Here is a 15,415-nt window from a genome sequence, read left to right as displayed (position 1 = left end):
AGGCGGATCGGGCTGATCCGCCTGCCGCCGGGTGGGTGGATCAGTGGTCGCGGGAGACGTCGAGGCGCACCACGCGGTTGTTGCGCGGCTGGGTGGGGCGGGCGTTGACGGCGTACTCGTGGGTGAAGGCCGCGATCTGGGCGGCGCTCATCTCGATCGGGTAGGCGAGCACGTTCCACTTCACACCCTCGCTGCACGGCGGGGTGGTGAGGCTGCCGTCGTAGCGGATGCTGCGGCGGTAGCGCGGCAGCAGGGTGTCGAGGTTGACGTCCACCTGGTCGGCCTCGGGGTCGGTGGTGGCGGCGGCGATCCGGTCGGTGATCGGCTTCCAGGCGGCGTTCTCGGCGCCCTGCTTCACCAGCACCCCGACGACGGCGAGCTGGCCGTCGGCGGCCTTGTGCACGAAGTGGATCTCCAGCGGGTAGTGCGTGCCGTTGATCGTGTGCTCCGACGGCGCGTGGTAGTGCAGCTGGGCGAAGGTGTAGGCCTTGTTGTTCAGGGTGAGGGTGTCGGCGCCGGGCTCGAGCGGCTCGGCCTCGATGGTGTGGCCGGTGTCGAAGATGCCGAGGGTCGCGCTGGGGTAGGTGAAGCCGAGGTTCACCAGGTCGCTCTTCACCGGCTTGGCCAGGTCGATCGGCGACTGCGCGCTGCCGTCGCTGCAGGTGGTGTAGGCGGGGTCTAGGGAGCCCCAGTGGGACGGCCCGGTGGCCCCGGAGTAGGACCAGGGGGTGGTGGTGGCGGCCACGGCCGCACCACCGATCAGGACGGAGCCGGCGGCGAGGCCGAGCGCGGTACGACGGGCGAGGCGCAGATGCATCGGGGAGTCTCTCTTCTTCTCAGGTGGACACCGGCACCGAGTGGTCCGGTGGAATCGTGGGTCGTCCCCCCGCGCAGGTGTCGGGGGGGCACGAGCGGGTGGACGAGTAGGTGGAGCAGGGTCAGGCGGCGACCGGGGTCGGTGCCTCGCGGCGCTGGCGCTGCTGCAGGGTCAGGTGGCCGATGCCGGCGAGCAGGATCACCAGCAGCACCGCGGAGGCGCCGTAGGTGCCCAGGCCCAGGCCGCCCTTGACGACCGGCTTGGTGAAGAAGTCGCCGACGGTCGCGCCCAGCGGCCGGGTCAGCACGAAGGCCGCCCAGAACAGCACGACGTTCGACACGGCGGGCACCTTGTACAGCGCGGCGATGACGGCGAGCACGGCGGCGATCAGCGCGGCGCCGCCGGCGTAGCCCAGGCCGGAGGAGTCGGACAGGAAGTCGCCCACCGAGGTGCCCAGGGTGTTGGAGATCAGGATCGCGGTCCAGAACAGCACCTCGGCGCGGAAGCCGGTGATGCGCCCCAGCGCGAACGGGTGCCCGGTCGCACGCCAGACCGCGAAGGTGGCGAGCAGCATCGCGGACAAGATGGCCGCGCCCACCGGGTAGCCGATCCCGAGACCCTGCGGACCCCAGCCCAGCGAGGCGGTGCCCGGGGCGAGGTAGGAGGTGTCGCGGTTCATGAAGTCGCTGATCGTCGTCCCGGCCATGGAGGTGGTGAGGATGACGGTCCAGTAGAAGGCGGGGTGGTAGCTGCGGGAACGCAGCTGGGCCACCAGGCTCAGCACGAAGATCGCGAACAGCGCGATCGTCGAGAGGAAGTAGCCGAACTTCAGGGTCTGGGCGAACATGTCGCCGCCGGTCTCGCCGAGGGTGGTGGCGGCGATCTTCAGGACCCAGAAGAGCAGGGTCACCTGCGGCAGCTTGTGGCCGGCCGCCTCGGTCGCGGTGTCCAGCAGACCCGTTCGGGCGCCGATCTCCTCGAGGTCGAGGTCGGCTGCTGGCACGGCGGGTGTGTTCGGGGGGGTCATGACATCGACGATGCGTTCCCGACCTGTCAGGTTCCTGACAGGGCCGTTGCGATCTGATGGAGTGCGACGACGGGCCGTGCGGTCCGCGGGAAGGGGGCCGGGGGTGCGCATCCTGGTGGTGGAGGACGAGCCGCGGCTGGCGGCGTCGTTGCGGGCCGGGCTGGTGGCCGAGGGCCATGCGGTGGACGTGGCGGGCGACGGCGCGGAGGCGCTGTGGTTCGCCGAGGAGCACGACTACGCCGTGATCGTGCTCGACGTGATGCTCCCGGTCCTCGACGGGCTCGAGGTGTGCCGGCGGCTGCGCGCCCGGCGCGACTGGACGCCGGTGGTCATGCTCACCGCGCGCGACACCGACGCCGACGCCGTCAGCGGCCTCGACGTGGGTGCCGACGACTACGTGACCAAGCCGTTCAGCTTCGACGTGCTGCTCGCGCGGCTGCGCTCCCTGGCCCGCCGCGGCGTCACCGAGCGACCGGCCGTGTTGGCGGTCGGCGACCTCGCCCTCGATCCGGCCACCCACGAGGTCCGCCGCGGGTCGGCGGTGGTGGAGGTGACCGCCCGCGAGTTCGCGGTTCTCGAGCTGCTGCTGCGCAACCGCGACCTCGTGGTGAGCAAGGAGCAGCTGCTCGGCGCGGTGTGGGGCTTCGACTTCGACGGCGACCCCAACGTCGTGGAGGTCTACGTCGCCCGCCTGCGCCGCAAGGTCGACCGACCCTTCGGCACCGCCACGATCGAGACCGTGCGCGGCAGCGGCTACCGGGTGCGGACGGTGGCCCCGTGACCGCCCCGGTCGGGGTGAGCGCCCCGACCCCCACCGCCCGTCCCACCCGGTGGCGCTCGCCGGTGCGCGTGCGGGTCACCGCTGCCGCCGTGCTCGTCGGCACCGTGATCGGCGGGATCGGCATGCTGTTCTTCCTCCACGCCCTGCGCAGCGACCTCGAGAGCGCCCTCGCCGAGTCCGCGGCCCAGCAGGCCGACTCCGTCGTGGCGCGCCTGGAGGCGGGTGCCAGCCCGCAGGCCGCCGCGGTGACGGGCCAGGACGACGTGCTGGTGCAGGTCCTGGACGAGCAGGGCCGGATCCGCGCCACCGACCACCCCGAGCTGACGACCCCGATCAGCCAGGCGCCCGGATCCAGCGGGGAGGTCCGGGTGGCCGAGCTCGGCGACGAGTACATCGTCGTGGCCCGCGACGCCCCCGGCGGCAGCGTGGTGGCCGGGCGCGCCTCCGAGCAGGTCACGACGGCCTCGCGCAGCGCGGTCCGCGCCCTCGCGGTCGCCGTCCCCATCGGGATCGCGCTGCTCGGCGCGACGGTGTGGTTCGTGGTCGGCCGTGCCCTGCGGCCGGTGGAGTCGATGCGCCGGGAGGCGGCCACGATCACCTCCGAGCACCTGCACCGGCGTCTGCCCGTGCCGGCGGGCGCCGACGAGATCCCGCTGCTCGCGGCCACCCTCAACGACATGCTCGACCGCATCGACGCCTTCCAGCGGGGCCAACGACGCTTCGTCGCGGACGCCTCGCACGAGCTGCGCTCGCCGCTGGCGGTGCTGCGCCAGCTCGCCGAGGTCGCCCGGCGCCACCCCGACTCCACCTCGGTCGCGGCCCTGGCCGAGGACGTGCTGGCCGAGGAGGCGCGGATGGAGGGTCTGGTCACCGCGCTGCTGACGCTGGCCCGCCTCGACGGCGTCGACCCCGCCGACCTGCGGGTCGTCGACCTCGACGATGCCGTGCACACCGAGGTCGACCGGATGCGGCGGCTGCACCCCGGGATCGTGCTGGATCGCCACGGCGTCGGCGCCGGCCAGGTGCGCGGCGACGCCGTGCTGCTCGGCCGCGTGGTCGCCAACCTGCTGCGCAACGCCGTGCGTCACGCCCGCAGCACCGTGACCGTCACCCTGGCCGAGCGCGACGGCGAGGTCGAGCTGGTTGTCTCCGACGACGGCCCCGGCGTGCCGCCGGACGAACGCGAGCGCGTGTTCGAGCGCTTCACCCGTCTCGACGAGGCCCGGTCGCGTGATGTCGGCGGGGCCGGTCTGGGCCTGGCGATCGTGCACGACGTCGTCGTGACCTGCGGGGGGCGGGTGCACGTGGAGGACGCCGAGACCGGGGGCGCCCGGTTCGTGGTGCGCCTGCCCGCGGTGGAGCCCGCCTGAGACGCTGATCGACCGAGACGGGCGGCGGGTCACGCCCGGCGGGCCAGCACCATCGCCTGGGGATCGCTCTCGCCGCCCGCTGCGTCCCGTGCGAGCCGGGCGACCTCGTGCAGGCCCGCGGCGCGCAGCCAGGCCGCCTCCTGGTCGGGGGTCCGGCGGTAGCGCTCCAGCACGACGTCGTGGCCGTGACGTCGGTAGGCCGGGGCGACGTCGTGGGTGCCGCTGCCGGCCTGGAAGCCCACCAGCACGTGGCCGCCGGGGCGCAGGACGCGCCGCACCTCGGCGTGGATCCGGTGCTGGAGGTCGTCGGGGGTGTGGATGGTGGAGTACCACAGCAGCACGCCGTCGACGCTCGCCGCGCGCAGGGGCAGGGCGGTGTGGGAGGCGACCAGGACCGGCAGGTCGGGACGACGGGTGCGGGCCTGGCGCACCATCGCCTCGGACAGGTCCAGGCCGATCACGGCGGCCCCCCGCGCGGCGAGGTGGCGGCTCATCCGACCGGCCCCGCAGCCGGCGTCGAGCACCGTGGGCGCGCCGCCAGGAGGCGTCACCGCCGCGAGGAACGCCGCCACCATCGCCAGGTCGAGCGGCGTCTCGGCACGGGTGTCGGGCAGGTGGGCGGCGTAGTCGGCGGCGACCGTGTCGTAGGCCGCCCGCACGCCGTCGAGTCGCTGCTCCCCACCCGATCCCGGTCGCATCACCCCACCTTACGAGCCGCTGCGCCGTGGCGCCGAGGACCGCCGGGCAGGATGCGGGGGTGTCCTACTTCCGTCGTCTCGGCCCGCACCGCTTCCTCGCCACCGCCGCCACCGGGGGTGCGTGGGCCGTGGAGGAGCAGCACATCGCGCCCGCGCTGGGTCTGCTCGCCCACGCCGTGGCCCAGGACCAGGAGCAGCGCGGACGCCCCGGACTGGTGATGGCCCGACTGTCCTACGACATCCTCGGCACCGTCGCGATCGGCGAGGTCGAGGTGGCGGTAGAGGTCGTGCGGCCCGGGCGCACCATCGACCTGGTCCAGGCCCGGCTCTCGGCGTCGGGCCGCGACGTCGTCCGCGCGCGGGTGTGGCTGCTGGAGCCGCGCGACAGCGCCGGCACCGCCGGCACGCCGGTCCCGACGATGCCCCCGCCCGAGGCGTTGCCGGCCTGGGATCCCACGACCCTGTGGGTGGGAGGGTTCATCGCCTCGGTGCAGGTGCGGCGCGAGGACCTCGGACCCGGTCGCGCGCGGGTGTGGGTGCGCACCCCGCTCCCGCTGGTGGCCGAGGAGCCGGTGGCCGAGCCGGCGCGGCTCATCGGGCTGCTCGACATCGCCAACGGCATGGCGGTGCGCGCCGACCCGCGTGAGGTCGCCTACCCCAACGTCGACCTCACGGTGCACCTGACCCGCCGTCCGGTCGGGGAGTGGCTCGGCCTGGACACCACGGTCACGTTCGGTGCCGACGGTCTGGGCCTCACCAGCAGCGTCGTCCACGACCTCGCCGGCCCGCTGGGCACCTGCGCCCAGGCCCTCACCGTGCGGCCCCGTTGAGGATCGGGTGTCACGTCCCGGTGATCCCACCGCGTCGAGAGGGATGAGGGGCCTGCCGACGGCGGGTCCGGAGGAGGGGGAGGCCGATGGTCCGCGACGACACCGGCACGGGCGACCGTGCCGATCCGGGCGGGGAGGGGTTCGACGCGTTCGTGCGCGCCGCGACCCCGTCGCTGTACCGCAGCGCGGTGCTGCTGTGCGGTGACCCACACCTGGCCCAGGACCTGGTCCAGGAGGCGCTGACCAAGGTCTATCTCGCCTGGGGCCGGGGGGCCGGGGCGGGACGCATCGAGAACCCGGTGGCCTACGCCCGCACCACCCTGGTGCGCACCTTCATCAGCTCCCGTCGGCGGCGCAGTGCTGCCGAGCGGCCCGTCGACACCGCCGGACACGACGGCGGCGCGGGCGACGACGCCGACGTCGTCGGGCTGGCGGAGCGGGTCGACCTGCGCGCCATCCTGGCGGCGCTCGCGCCGGCCGACCGGGCCGTGCTGGTGCTGCGGTTCTTCCTGGACTGCTCGGTGGCCGACACCGCGGCCGCCCTGTCCCTCACCGAGACGGCGGTGCGCACCCGCACCCGCCGCGCGCTCGACCGGACCCGGCACCTGCTCGGGCCCGACACCCGACTGGAGGCCTGACATGACTGATCCGCACCTGCCCACCGACCTGCCCGCCGACCTGCCCCGCGACGGGGCCCTGCTCACCGACCTAATGCACCGCGAGGTCGACCACCTCGCGGTCCCGACCGACCTGATCCTCGCGGACGTGCGCCGCGAGGGCCGCAGCCGGCTGCGGCGACGCCGCGCGGTGCAGGGGCTCGGGGTGGCTGCGGCCGCCGTCGCCCTGATCGCGGGGGTCGCCGTGCTGCGACCCGACGCCGACCCGGTGCCCCGTCCGGGTTCGACGCCGGTGGCCAGCGACCCGGCCGCGTCCGCCCCCGCGACCGGCACGCCGTCCCCGGCCGGCGAGGACGGCGGTCAGGTGGTCGTCCGCTCCGACCAGCAGACCGCGCGCATCCTGGCCCGGTTGCTGCCCGGCCCGGGCACGGCGCTCTTCCCGCTCCAGGGGCGGCCCGAGGACGCCGACCTCGGACTGGTCCGGACCCTGCCCGACGGGACGACCGGCCTGGTCCCGATCCCGGAGTCGCCCGAGATCCCCTACGGCAGCCTGGTGTGGGACGACGGGCAGGGCCGGGCCGAGGTGAGTGTCATCGTCGAGGCCCCGGACCCGAACGCCCCGGGCGCGACGCTGGAGGACGTGCGGGAGCTGTGCGGCGTCGCCCGCTGCGCGGATGTCGAGGGCGGCGGTTTCGTCGCCGTGCTCGAGGCGCAGCAGGAGCAGGGCGGGATCGTCACGACACTGGCCCACTACGTCGCCCCGGACGGCACGACCATCACCGTCACCGCGCTCAACGCCCCGCTGGAGAAGGACGCGGTGCCCACCCGCCCGCTGCCGCCCTTCACCGGTGACGAGCTGGCCGCGGTCGCGATGGACCCGGTCTGGCGCTGATCCCGCCGTGCTCGGGGCCGGGAATCGCGTTGCGTGCCCGGCCCCGAGCGGTCAGGGTCGGAGGGTGATCGGGTTCCTCCACACAGCCGAGACCCATGTCGCCACCTTCGAGGCGCTGCTGGCCCGGCAGGGCGGGGGCCCCGGGCGTCACGCGGTGTGCCCCGACCTGCTGGACGCCGCGCGGGCCGGTGGCACCGACTCCGAGGCGCTGGCGGCGGCCGTCACCGCGGCGGTGGAGCAGCTGCGGGCCGAGGTCGACGTCGTGGTCTGCACCTGCTCCACCATCGCCGCGCTCGCCGAGGGTGCCAGCACTTCGGCGGTGCCGGTGCTGCGGGTGGACCGACCGATGGCGGCCCGCGCCGTCGCGCTGGCCGGGACGGGCCGGATCGCCCTCGTCGCCGCGCTCGAGTCCACCCTCGCCCCGACGCGGGCCCTGCTGGAGCAGGAGGGGGCGGCCGGCGAGATCGTCGAGCTGCTTGTGGCCGGGGCGTGGGACGCCTTCGAGGCCGGCGACCACGACGCCTACGCCGACCGCATCGCCACGGCCGTGCGGGCCTGCGCCGCCGACGTCGTCGTGCTGGCCCAGGCGAGCATGGCGGGCGCGGTGCCGCTGCTCACGGACCACCCCGTGCCGGTGCTCGCCAGCCCTGCGACCGCGGTGGCGGCGGCGCTGGCCACGCCCCGGCTGCGGCCGGCGGTGCCGGAGGACGTCGACGCCGTGCTCGCCCTGTGGGCCCGCGCCGCCGAGAACGCCGACCGGCCCGCCGACTCCGCGGACACGGTGCGGGCCCTGCTGGCCCGGGATCCGCAGGCACTGCTGGTGCTGGAGGCGGACGGCGAGGTGCTCGGCAGCGTCGTCGCGGGGTGGGACGGGTGGCGGGCGCGGCTGTACCGCCTCGCGGTCGCCCCGGAGCATCGCCGCCGGGGCCACGCCCGACGGCTGGTGGCGGCGGCCGAGGAGCGACTCCGGCGTCTGGGCGCCACCCGCATCGAGGCGATGGTGCTCGAGGACAACGACGCCGGTCGGGCCTGGTGGGCCGCGGCCGGATACACGCCGCAGCAGGGCTGGCGCCGGTGGGTGCGGGCCGTGCCGGAGGACGCACGTGATCGGATGGGGCGATGACGTCCTTCGTGTCGCACACGACCATCGACTGCGCCGACGCCCACGCCCTGTCCCGCTGGTGGGAGGGCGTGCTCGGCTACGAGCAGGACCCCGCGGACCCGAACCTCCCGGGCCACGAGGAGTGCCTCATCCGCGATCCCGACACCGGCCACACCCTGCTGTTCATCGAGGTGCCCGACGGTCCGAAGACCACCAAGAACCGTCTCCACCTGGACCTGCGCCCCCGCACCGGCACCCGCGACGACGAGGCGGCCCGGCTGCTCGCCCACGGCGCCACCCTCGTCGCCGACCACCGCGGCATCCACGGCCCGGGCTCGGGCTGGTGGATCCTCGCCGACCCCGAGGGCAACGAGTTCTGCGTGCTCCGCTCGCGCGCCGAGCTCGCCGGGGGGTAGCGGTTCTCCGTCGCAACTAGCGAAATTGGCAGGCACCTGGTCCTCCGGGACGCAGGTGCCTGCCAATTTCGCTAGTTGCAACGTCCCCCCGGCGACCCCCGCGGACCGGTGGGGAGGGCGGCGGCGTAAGGTCGGCGACGAAAGGGAGTAGTCCCCAACAGTCGTGTCGACACACTGAGCCCCCGCTCCGGCGGACGGCTCCGGCGCGGCGGGCCACCGGTCACGGTGGCGGACGAGACTTTCGGCCAGTGATCCGACCCATCAGGGCGCCTGGCCGAGAGCCGTCCAGGCGGACCCCCTCGGCCCCGGCGCCGAGAGGAACCCGATGTACGCCTTCCTGCTGTCCACCGCCGTCATCTTCGTCGCCGAGCTCGGTGACAAGTCCCAGCTCCTGGCGATGACCTTCGCCGCCCGGTACCGGGCGCGCGACGTGCTGATCGGCATCACCGCCGCCACCGCCCTCGTGCACCTGGCCTCGGTGGCGATCGGAGCGCTCATCGGCGACGCCTTCGCCGACTACCAGTCCGGCATCGCCGTGGCCGCCGGTGTCGCGTTCCTCGGCTTCGCCGCCTGGACCCTGCGCGGCGACGAGCTCACCGAGGCCGAGGCCGGCAAGGCCCGCGCCGCCACCCGCACCGCGATCCTCGCCGTCGGCGTCGCCTTCTTCCTCGCCGAGCTCGGCGACAAGACCATGCTCGCGACGATCACCCTGGCCACCCGCGAGGGCTGGTTCGGCACCTGGCTCGGCTCGACGCTGGGCATGGTGGCGGCCGACGCGCTCGCCCTCGGCGTCGGCGCGGTGCTCGGCCGCCGGCTGCCCGAGAAGGCGATCTCCTACGGCGCGGCCGCGCTGTTCGCGCTGTTCGGGCTGCTGCTCATTGCCGACGGCGCCGGCTGGCTCTGAGCCGGGGGCTCAGTCCTGGACCACCCGACGGGTGCGGGTGACGTCGGTGGGGTCGCCGCTGCCGCCGTCCCCGAACCCGACGGCGAGCCGCACCCGCAGCGGGCCGCCGTCGTCGAGACAGCCGCGGGGCACCCGCACCACGATGCGGTCGATGCGCAGCCGCCACCGGGCCCGCTCGTCGCACGGGATCGGGTCCATGCCGGCCGGGCGCAGCACGTCGGTGCTCACCTCGCCGTCCTTGGAGCGCACCGTGACGACGGTGTACACCTCACCGCTCGCGCTGCGGACCTCGGCGGAGAGCAGCTGCTGCGGACCGGCCCGCAGTCCCTCCACGGTGGCGGTGATCCGGAACTCGGTAGCGGTGTTGAGCAGCTGCACCGTGGTGAGGTCCTGGGTCGGCACGCCGTCGCCGAGCGGGTCCTCGATGGTGGCCGTGCCCGCCCGGGCCGGCGCGGCCAGGAGCGCGGCCGCGAGCACGGAGCCGGTGAGGGCGACCAGGGCAGGGAGGACACGAGGGGTGCGCATGAGCGGCAGTGTGGTGGCTCGACGCCCGTCCTGACCAGAGCCGTCGTCGTGATCGTCGGATCCGATCCGGGGCAGGATGTCGAGAACGCCGGGTCGGCTCCGACCACGGGGCGAGAGGGCGACCGTCGGGGTCGCCCGCGACGGTGAGGACACCGAGATGGCGAAGTACCTGCTGCTCAAGCACTACCGCGGCGCCCCCGCGCCCAGCAACGACGTCGAGATGCAGCACTGGTCCCCCCAGGAGGTCGAGGACCACATGGCGTACATGCGCGACTTCGCCGCCCGGCTGCAGGCGAGTGGTGAGTTCGTCGACGCCCAGGCCCTCGCCCCCACCGGCGCGTGGGTGGCCTCGGGCGGGGAGGGGCGCCCGCCGGTCGTGGACGGTCCCTTCGCGGAGACCAAGGACCTCATCGCCGGCTGGATGATCATCGACGTCGACTCCCAGGAGCGCGCCTACGAGCTGGCCGCCGAGCTCTCGGCGTCGCCCGGCCACGGCGGCGAGGTGATCAACGAGTGGCTCGAGGTGCGACCGTTCCTCACCGAGCCGCCGCGCATCGAGGACTAGGCCGGTGCGCGAGGGCGCAGCGGGGGCCGAGGTCGCGGGTCGGCTCGTGGCGCAGGCCGTCGACGCCGGCCATGCGGCGGCCGCCGTCGCCGCCCTGCGCCGCCGCGGGGTGCCGGAGGCCGACGCCGAGGACGCCGTGCAGGAGGCCCTCGTCGAGGCCGTGCGGGGGTGGGCGCAGGAGCCGCCGCGGGATCCGCAGGCGTGGTTGGTCACGGTCGGCTGGCGGCGGCACCTCGACGTCGTCCGGGCCGAGCGGGCGCGCCGGCTCCGGGAGGAGCGGGCGGGGGAGGAGCCCCCGCCCGGCGACGTGGCCTCGCGGGACGACACGCTGGCGCTGTTCTTCCGCTGCGCCCATCCCGCGCTGACGCCGGCCTCGGCGGTCGCGCTCACCCTGCGTGCCGTCGCCGGCCTCACCACCCGCCAGATCGCCGCCGCCTACCTGGTGCCCGAGCCCACCATGGCGCAGCGGATCAGCCGCGCACGCCGCACGGTGGCGGGCCGGCGCCTCGACGTCCCGGGGGACCTGAGCACGGTGCTGCGCGTGCTGTACCTGGTGTTCAACGAGGGCCACGGGGGCGACGTCGACCTCGCGGCCGAGGCGATCCGGCCCACCCGCGAACTGGCCGGTCTCACCGACGACCCCGAGGCGCAGGGCCTGCTCGCCCTCATGCTGCTCCACCACGCCCGTCGACCGGCCCGCTTCACCGCCGGGGGCGCGCTGGTGCCCCTGGCGGCCCAGGACCGTTCCACGTGGAACACCGCGCTCATCGTGGAGGGCATCGAGGTGCTGCAGCGCGCCCTGGCCCGCGACCGCCTCGGGGAGTACCAGGCCCAGGCGGCCATCGCGGCCCTGCACGCCGACGCGCAGGACGTGGCCGACACCGACTGGCCGCAGATCGTGGAGTGGTTCGACGAGCTGGTCCGCCTCACGGCGGCGAGTCCCGTGGTGCTGCTCAACCGAGCCGTGGCCGTGGGCGAGGCCGACGGGCCGCACGCGGGACTGACGGCGCTGCAGCAGGTCGCCGACACCGTGCCGCGCCACGACGCCGTCCGGGCCCACCTGCTCGAACGCGCCGGGGACGCGGCCACGGCCGCCCGGCACTACCGCCGCGCCGCCGAGCGCGCCGGCAGCGTCGCCGAGCGCGACCACCTCGCCCGGCAGGCGGCCCGCTGCGCGGACCTCGCCGGCCGGGACGCGAGTCGACCGGACCCACCGCCGCAGCCTCCGGGTTTCCCGAGGTGGGCGCCGGGGACGATCGACCGGTGACCACCCCAGCCGGCATCGAGGTCGTCCCCTGGCGTGAGGAGTGGCCGGCGGCCTTCGAGGCCCTGGCCGCTTCGCTGCGGCCCGCGCTCGCCCACCTGCCGGGGGTCGAGATCGAGCACGTGGGATCGACGTCGGTGCCGGGGCTGGCGGCCAAGCCGATCCTCGACGTCGACGTCGTGGTGTCGCGCGACCAGGTGCCGGCCGCCGTCGCCGCACTGGAGGGCCTGGGCTACCGCCACCGCGGCGACCTCGGCGTCACCGATCGGGAGGCCTTCCACCCGCCGGCCGCGCCGGCGGGGGAGATGGCGCGCCACGTGTACGTGTGCGTGCGCGGGACGCTGCACGTGCGCAACCACCTGGCGCTGCGGGAGGTGCTGCGCGCCCGCCCGGACCTGCGCGACGCCTACGGCGCGGTGAAGCTGGCCCTGGCCTCCGAGCCGGGCCTGCGCATCGAGGAGTACCTGGCCCGCAAGTCGGCGGTGGTGCAGCAGGCCCTCGCTCTCAGCGGGCTCACCGTCGCGGAGCGGGAGGAGATCTGGCGGCTCAACGATCCCGACCGCGCCCGCACCCGGGCGGTGCAGGAGGAGTGGGACGCCCAGGCGGAGGCCTTCGACGACGAGCCCGACCACGGGCTGCGCCACCCCGCCGTGCGCGCCGCCTGGCGCGACCTGCTGGCCGGCCTACTGCCCGTGCCGGCCGCCGGCAGCCGCATCGCCGACCTCGGCTGCGGCACCGGCACCCTCACCGACCTGCTCCTCGGGCTCGGACACGGTGCCCGCGGCGCGGACGGCCTCGACGTCTCCCCCCGCATGCTCGACCTCGCCCGGGCCAAGGTGCCGCAGGCGAGGTTCCTGCTCGGCGACGCCGCCACCCCGCCCCTCGCGCCCGCGGCCTACGAGGTCGTCGTGGCGCGGCACGTGCTGTGGGCGCTCCCGGATCCGGCCGCGGCGGTGCGCCGCTGGGTGCGGCTGCTCGCCCCCGGCGGCCGACTGGTGCTCGTCGAGGGCCGCTGGCACACCGGTGCCGGGCTCACCGCCACCGAGGTGGCGACCCTGGTCGCACGGACCGGGTTCGAGCCCGTGCAGCAGGACCTGACCGACCCCGCCCTCTGGGGCGGGCCCATCACGGACCACCGCCACCTGACCCTGGTCCACCTCCCCTGACGGTCGCCCTGCGACCGCGGCCGCCCACGCTCGACGTGCTGAGGCGGGGGAGTCTTCGGTGGACGTGCTCGGTGGGTGCGGGCGTCGCGTGACGCTCGCTTCGCTTCGCTCCTCGACGACCGTGGGGCTGGCGGGCCTCGTTCGTCGAGGAGGCGTCCGTGAGTCGAGGGACGACGTCGACGCCTACGGCTGTCGCGTGACCGCGGTCACGGTCGCTGTTAGCGTCCGGCCATGCCGCTGCGTCGTCGTCCGCTGCTCGTGCTCCTGCTGCTGCTGTGCCTGGGGGTCCCGGGGGCGGCGGTGACCGCTCGTGCCGCTGAGGGCGGGGGGTTGCAGGGTCCGGAGCTGCCGCTCAACGACCTCGAGGCCCTCACCGCACTCACCGGGGCGCAGCTGGCCGATCAGAAGCGGCCCGTGATCGCCCCGGCGCCGCGGCTGCGCGCCGTGCCCCGCGCCCGGTGCGGAGCCGGGTCGCGACCGTTGGCCGGCACCCAGGGCCGGGTCCCGCAGGCCGCGCTCGACGCCCCGGGCGGACGTCGGGGCTGGACCTGCAACACCCGGTGGGTCGCGCGGGTGCCCACCCCCGGCGGGTTCCGGGTGTGGCGCTACACCGACCGCGCCGGACGCACCTGCCTCTACTACGACACCTCTTTCAGCGGTCCGGCCAACGTGCTGAGCCTGCTGGCCGGGCCGACGGTCGGCACCAAGGTCGTCGACGTCACCGACCCGCGCCGTCCGCGCGTGACCGCCACCCTGACGACGCCGGGCATGCTCGCTCCGCACGAGTCCCTGAACCTCCACCCCGGGCGCGGCCTGCTCGCCGCCGCCGTCGGCAACGGTCTGACGCTGCCCGGCACCCTCGACCTCTACAGCGTGGCCCGGGACTGTCGACACCCGCGGCTGCTCTCCCTCACCCCGATCGCCACCGGCCACGAGTCCGGGTGGAGCCCGGACGGACGCACGGTCTGGGTCGCCGGCGGCGCGGGGTACATCTACGCCTTCGACGTCGCCGACCCGACGGCGCCGCGCGAGCTGTGGCGCGGCGGGTACTTCAGTCACGGCCTCACGGTCTCCCCCGACGGCGACACGCTGTTCCAGACCGACCCGATCAACGGCAACCTCGGCCTGCTCGACGTGTCCGCCATCCAGGACCGACGCCCCGACCCGCAGGTGCGCGACCTGTCGCGCATCTCCTGGCGCACGGTGTCGATCCCGCAGAACACCATCCCGTTCACCAGCGGCGGCCGGTCCTACCTCATCGAGTTCGACGAGTTCGCCTTCCGATTCAATCCCGCCACGGTGGCCAACCGGGCGGGGGCGGCGCGCATCATCGACGTCGAGGACCCGCGTCGGCCCCGGATCGTCTCCGACCTCCGGCTGGCGGTGAACATGCCGGTGGAGCACCGGCGCGCGCAGAACGACCCCTCGCCGCTCCAGCCCACCCGGATCCTCGGCAACGCCTTCCACTACTGCGCCGTGCCGCGCACCACCGACCCCACGATCGTGGCCTGCTCGGCGATCAACTCGGGGCTGCGCATCTTCGACATCCGCGACGTGCGGAACCCGCGCGAGATCGGCTACTTCGTGGCGCCGCCCTTCGCCGGCCGACCGCTGGACCTGCTGCCCGGCAACACCGCGATGTCGCAGCCGGCCTTCGACCCCGCCCGGCGGCTGGTGTTCTACTCCGACGCCTCCTCGGGGCTCTACGTCGTGAAGCTCGACCGGCGCTCCTGGCCCCGTGGCTGAGCGGCGCACGCGGGCCGGCGTGATCGCGGTCGGGGTCGCGCTGGTCCTCGGGCTCGGGGTCCTGCTCGGCCGCGTGTCCGCACCCGACGTCGCCGGCCCCGCGCCGGCGCCGGGCGCACCGGCGGCCGTCGACGTCGGCTTCGCGCAGGACATGGCCGCCCACCACGACCAGGCGGTGCTCATGGCCGGACTCGCCCTCACCCGGGCGACGCCGACGGTGCGGGCCGTCGCGGCGTCGATCCTCGGCACCCAGAGCCAGGAGCTGGGGCTGCTGCGCGGCTGGCTGCGGCTGTGGGGGGAGCCGGGGTTCGCGGCGCGTCCGATGGCCTGGGCCGGCTCCGGGGCGTCGGGGACGCCCGGGATGTCCGAGATGTCGGGGATGGCGGGGATGGCGGCCATGCCGGGGGCGGCGTCGACCGCCGACCTGGCCCGGCTCACGCGGGTCACCGGCGCGGCGTTCGACCGGCTGTTCCTGCAGCTGATGATCCGCCACCACCAGGGCGCGCTGCTGATGGTCGACGACGCCCTCGCCCTGGCCCCCCTCACCACCACCCGCGCCGCGGCCGAGGGCATCGCCGCCGCGCAGCTGGAGGAGATCGGCACCATGACCGCCGTCCTGCGCAGCCTCGGCGCCACTCCGCTCCCGGCTCCCTGACGCGGGAAGGGCGGACCTGAGCCCACCCGGAGTGCCGCGC

17 protein-coding genes are annotated in these 15,415 nt (G+C 75.1%); 13 read left to right on the top strand and 4 right to left on the bottom strand.

The features are described from left to right. Window positions 1-40 precede the first annotated feature (40 nt). Together ACERUJ_RS16390 and ACERUJ_RS16385 are read right to left on the bottom strand one after the other, a co-directional pair. Entirely contained in the window at window positions 41-817 is a 777-nt protein-coding gene (locus tag ACERUJ_RS16390) for a carbonic anhydrase (protein ID WP_370249895.1), read from the bottom strand. 121 nt (window positions 818-938) lie between these two features. Then, the gene (locus tag ACERUJ_RS16385; protein WP_370249894.1) at window positions 939-1,844 is read right to left on the bottom strand and encodes a hypothetical protein; all 906 of its coding nucleotides are present in this window, start codon (window positions 1,842-1,844) and stop codon (window positions 939-941) included. A gap of 103 nt (window positions 1,845-1,947) precedes the next feature. On the opposite strand from ACERUJ_RS16385, the gene ACERUJ_RS16380 reads away from it, so the two are divergent. After that, the gene (locus ACERUJ_RS16380) at window positions 1,948-2,625 is read left to right on the top strand and encodes a response regulator transcription factor (protein ID WP_370249893.1); all 678 of its coding nucleotides are present in this window, start codon (window positions 1,948-1,950) and stop codon (window positions 2,623-2,625) included. After that, window positions 2,622-3,995: a sensor histidine kinase gene (locus ACERUJ_RS16375; RefSeq protein WP_370249892.1), complete on the top strand. Its 1,374-nt coding sequence runs from the start codon at window positions 2,622-2,624 to the stop codon at window positions 3,993-3,995. Before ACERUJ_RS16380 ends, ACERUJ_RS16375 begins: the two co-directional genes overlap by 4 nt. 29 nt (window positions 3,996-4,024) lie before the next feature. On the opposite strand, the gene ACERUJ_RS16370 is transcribed toward ACERUJ_RS16375, so the two are convergent. After that, window positions 4,025-4,693, bottom strand: a complete 669-nt coding sequence (locus tag ACERUJ_RS16370) for a class I SAM-dependent methyltransferase (RefSeq protein WP_370249891.1) — start codon at window positions 4,691-4,693, stop codon at window positions 4,025-4,027. Between the two features lie 59 nt (window positions 4,694-4,752). Between ACERUJ_RS16370 and ACERUJ_RS16365 the strand changes: the two genes are divergently transcribed. From ACERUJ_RS16365 to ACERUJ_RS16340, 6 genes are all read left to right on the top strand, one after another. Next, complete coding sequence (locus ACERUJ_RS16365) at window positions 4,753-5,523, top strand: thioesterase family protein (protein ID WP_370249890.1); 771 nt, start codon at window positions 4,753-4,755, stop codon at window positions 5,521-5,523. 86 nt (window positions 5,524-5,609) lie between these two features. Beyond that, window positions 5,610-6,161, top strand: a complete 552-nt coding sequence (locus ACERUJ_RS16360) for a sigma-70 family RNA polymerase sigma factor (RefSeq protein ID WP_370249889.1) — start codon at window positions 5,610-5,612, stop codon at window positions 6,159-6,161. 1 nt (window position 6,162) lies between these two features. Continuing rightward, entirely contained in the window at window positions 6,163-7,032 is an 870-nt protein-coding gene (locus ACERUJ_RS16355) for a hypothetical protein (RefSeq protein ID WP_370249887.1), read from the top strand. Between the two features lie 64 nt (window positions 7,033-7,096). Next, window positions 7,097-8,155 carry a GNAT family N-acetyltransferase gene (locus ACERUJ_RS16350; protein ID WP_370249886.1) on the top strand — a complete coding sequence of 353 codons (1,059 nt, stop codon included), beginning with the start codon at window positions 7,097-7,099 and terminating at the stop codon, window positions 8,153-8,155. Next, complete coding sequence (locus ACERUJ_RS16345; protein ID WP_370249884.1) at window positions 8,152-8,550, top strand: VOC family protein; 399 nt, start codon at window positions 8,152-8,154, stop codon at window positions 8,548-8,550. Before ACERUJ_RS16350 ends, ACERUJ_RS16345 begins: the two co-directional genes overlap by 4 nt. A 325-nt stretch (window positions 8,551-8,875) precedes the next feature. Continuing rightward, window positions 8,876-9,454, top strand: a complete 579-nt coding sequence (locus ACERUJ_RS16340) for a TMEM165/GDT1 family protein (RefSeq protein ID WP_370249882.1) — start codon at window positions 8,876-8,878, stop codon at window positions 9,452-9,454. A 9-nt stretch (window positions 9,455-9,463) separates the two neighbouring features. Here ACERUJ_RS16340 and ACERUJ_RS16335 read toward each other — a convergent pair whose 3' ends face one another. Continuing rightward, window positions 9,464-9,979 (bottom strand): hypothetical protein, encoded by a 516-nt coding sequence (locus ACERUJ_RS16335; protein ID WP_370249881.1) that lies wholly within the window; start codon window positions 9,977-9,979, stop codon window positions 9,464-9,466. Window positions 9,980-10,136: 157 nt separating this feature from the next. Here ACERUJ_RS16335 and ACERUJ_RS16330 point away from each other — a divergent pair, with 157 nt between their 5' ends. The 5 genes from ACERUJ_RS16330 (at window position 10,137) to ACERUJ_RS16310 (ending at window position 15,375) form a co-directional block, all read left to right on the top strand. Continuing rightward, window positions 10,137-10,544 (top strand): YciI family protein, encoded by a 408-nt coding sequence (locus tag ACERUJ_RS16330; protein ID WP_370249880.1) that lies wholly within the window; start codon window positions 10,137-10,139, stop codon window positions 10,542-10,544. 4 nt (window positions 10,545-10,548) lie between these two features. After that, complete coding sequence (locus ACERUJ_RS16325) at window positions 10,549-11,811, top strand: RNA polymerase sigma factor (protein WP_370249879.1); 1,263 nt, start codon at window positions 10,549-10,551, stop codon at window positions 11,809-11,811. Next, window positions 11,808-12,974 carry a GrpB family protein gene (locus ACERUJ_RS16320; protein ID WP_370249878.1) on the top strand — a complete coding sequence of 389 codons (1,167 nt, stop codon included), beginning with the start codon at window positions 11,808-11,810 and terminating at the stop codon, window positions 12,972-12,974. The genes ACERUJ_RS16325 and ACERUJ_RS16320 overlap by 4 nt, the downstream gene beginning before the upstream one ends. 231 nt (window positions 12,975-13,205) lie before the next feature. After that, complete coding sequence (locus tag ACERUJ_RS16315; protein ID WP_370249877.1) at window positions 13,206-14,720, top strand: LVIVD repeat-containing protein; 1,515 nt, start codon at window positions 13,206-13,208, stop codon at window positions 14,718-14,720. Further along, complete coding sequence (locus tag ACERUJ_RS16310) at window positions 14,713-15,375, top strand: DUF305 domain-containing protein (RefSeq protein ID WP_370249876.1); 663 nt, start codon at window positions 14,713-14,715, stop codon at window positions 15,373-15,375. The genes ACERUJ_RS16315 and ACERUJ_RS16310 overlap by 8 nt, the downstream gene beginning before the upstream one ends. Window positions 15,376-15,415 lie beyond the last annotated feature (40 nt).

This window comes from Nocardioides sp. (assembly GCF_964228225.1).
Classification (GTDB): domain Bacteria; phylum Actinomycetota; class Actinomycetes; order Propionibacteriales; family Nocardioidaceae; genus Nocardioides.
This window is presented reverse-complemented; position numbering and strand designations above follow the sequence as displayed.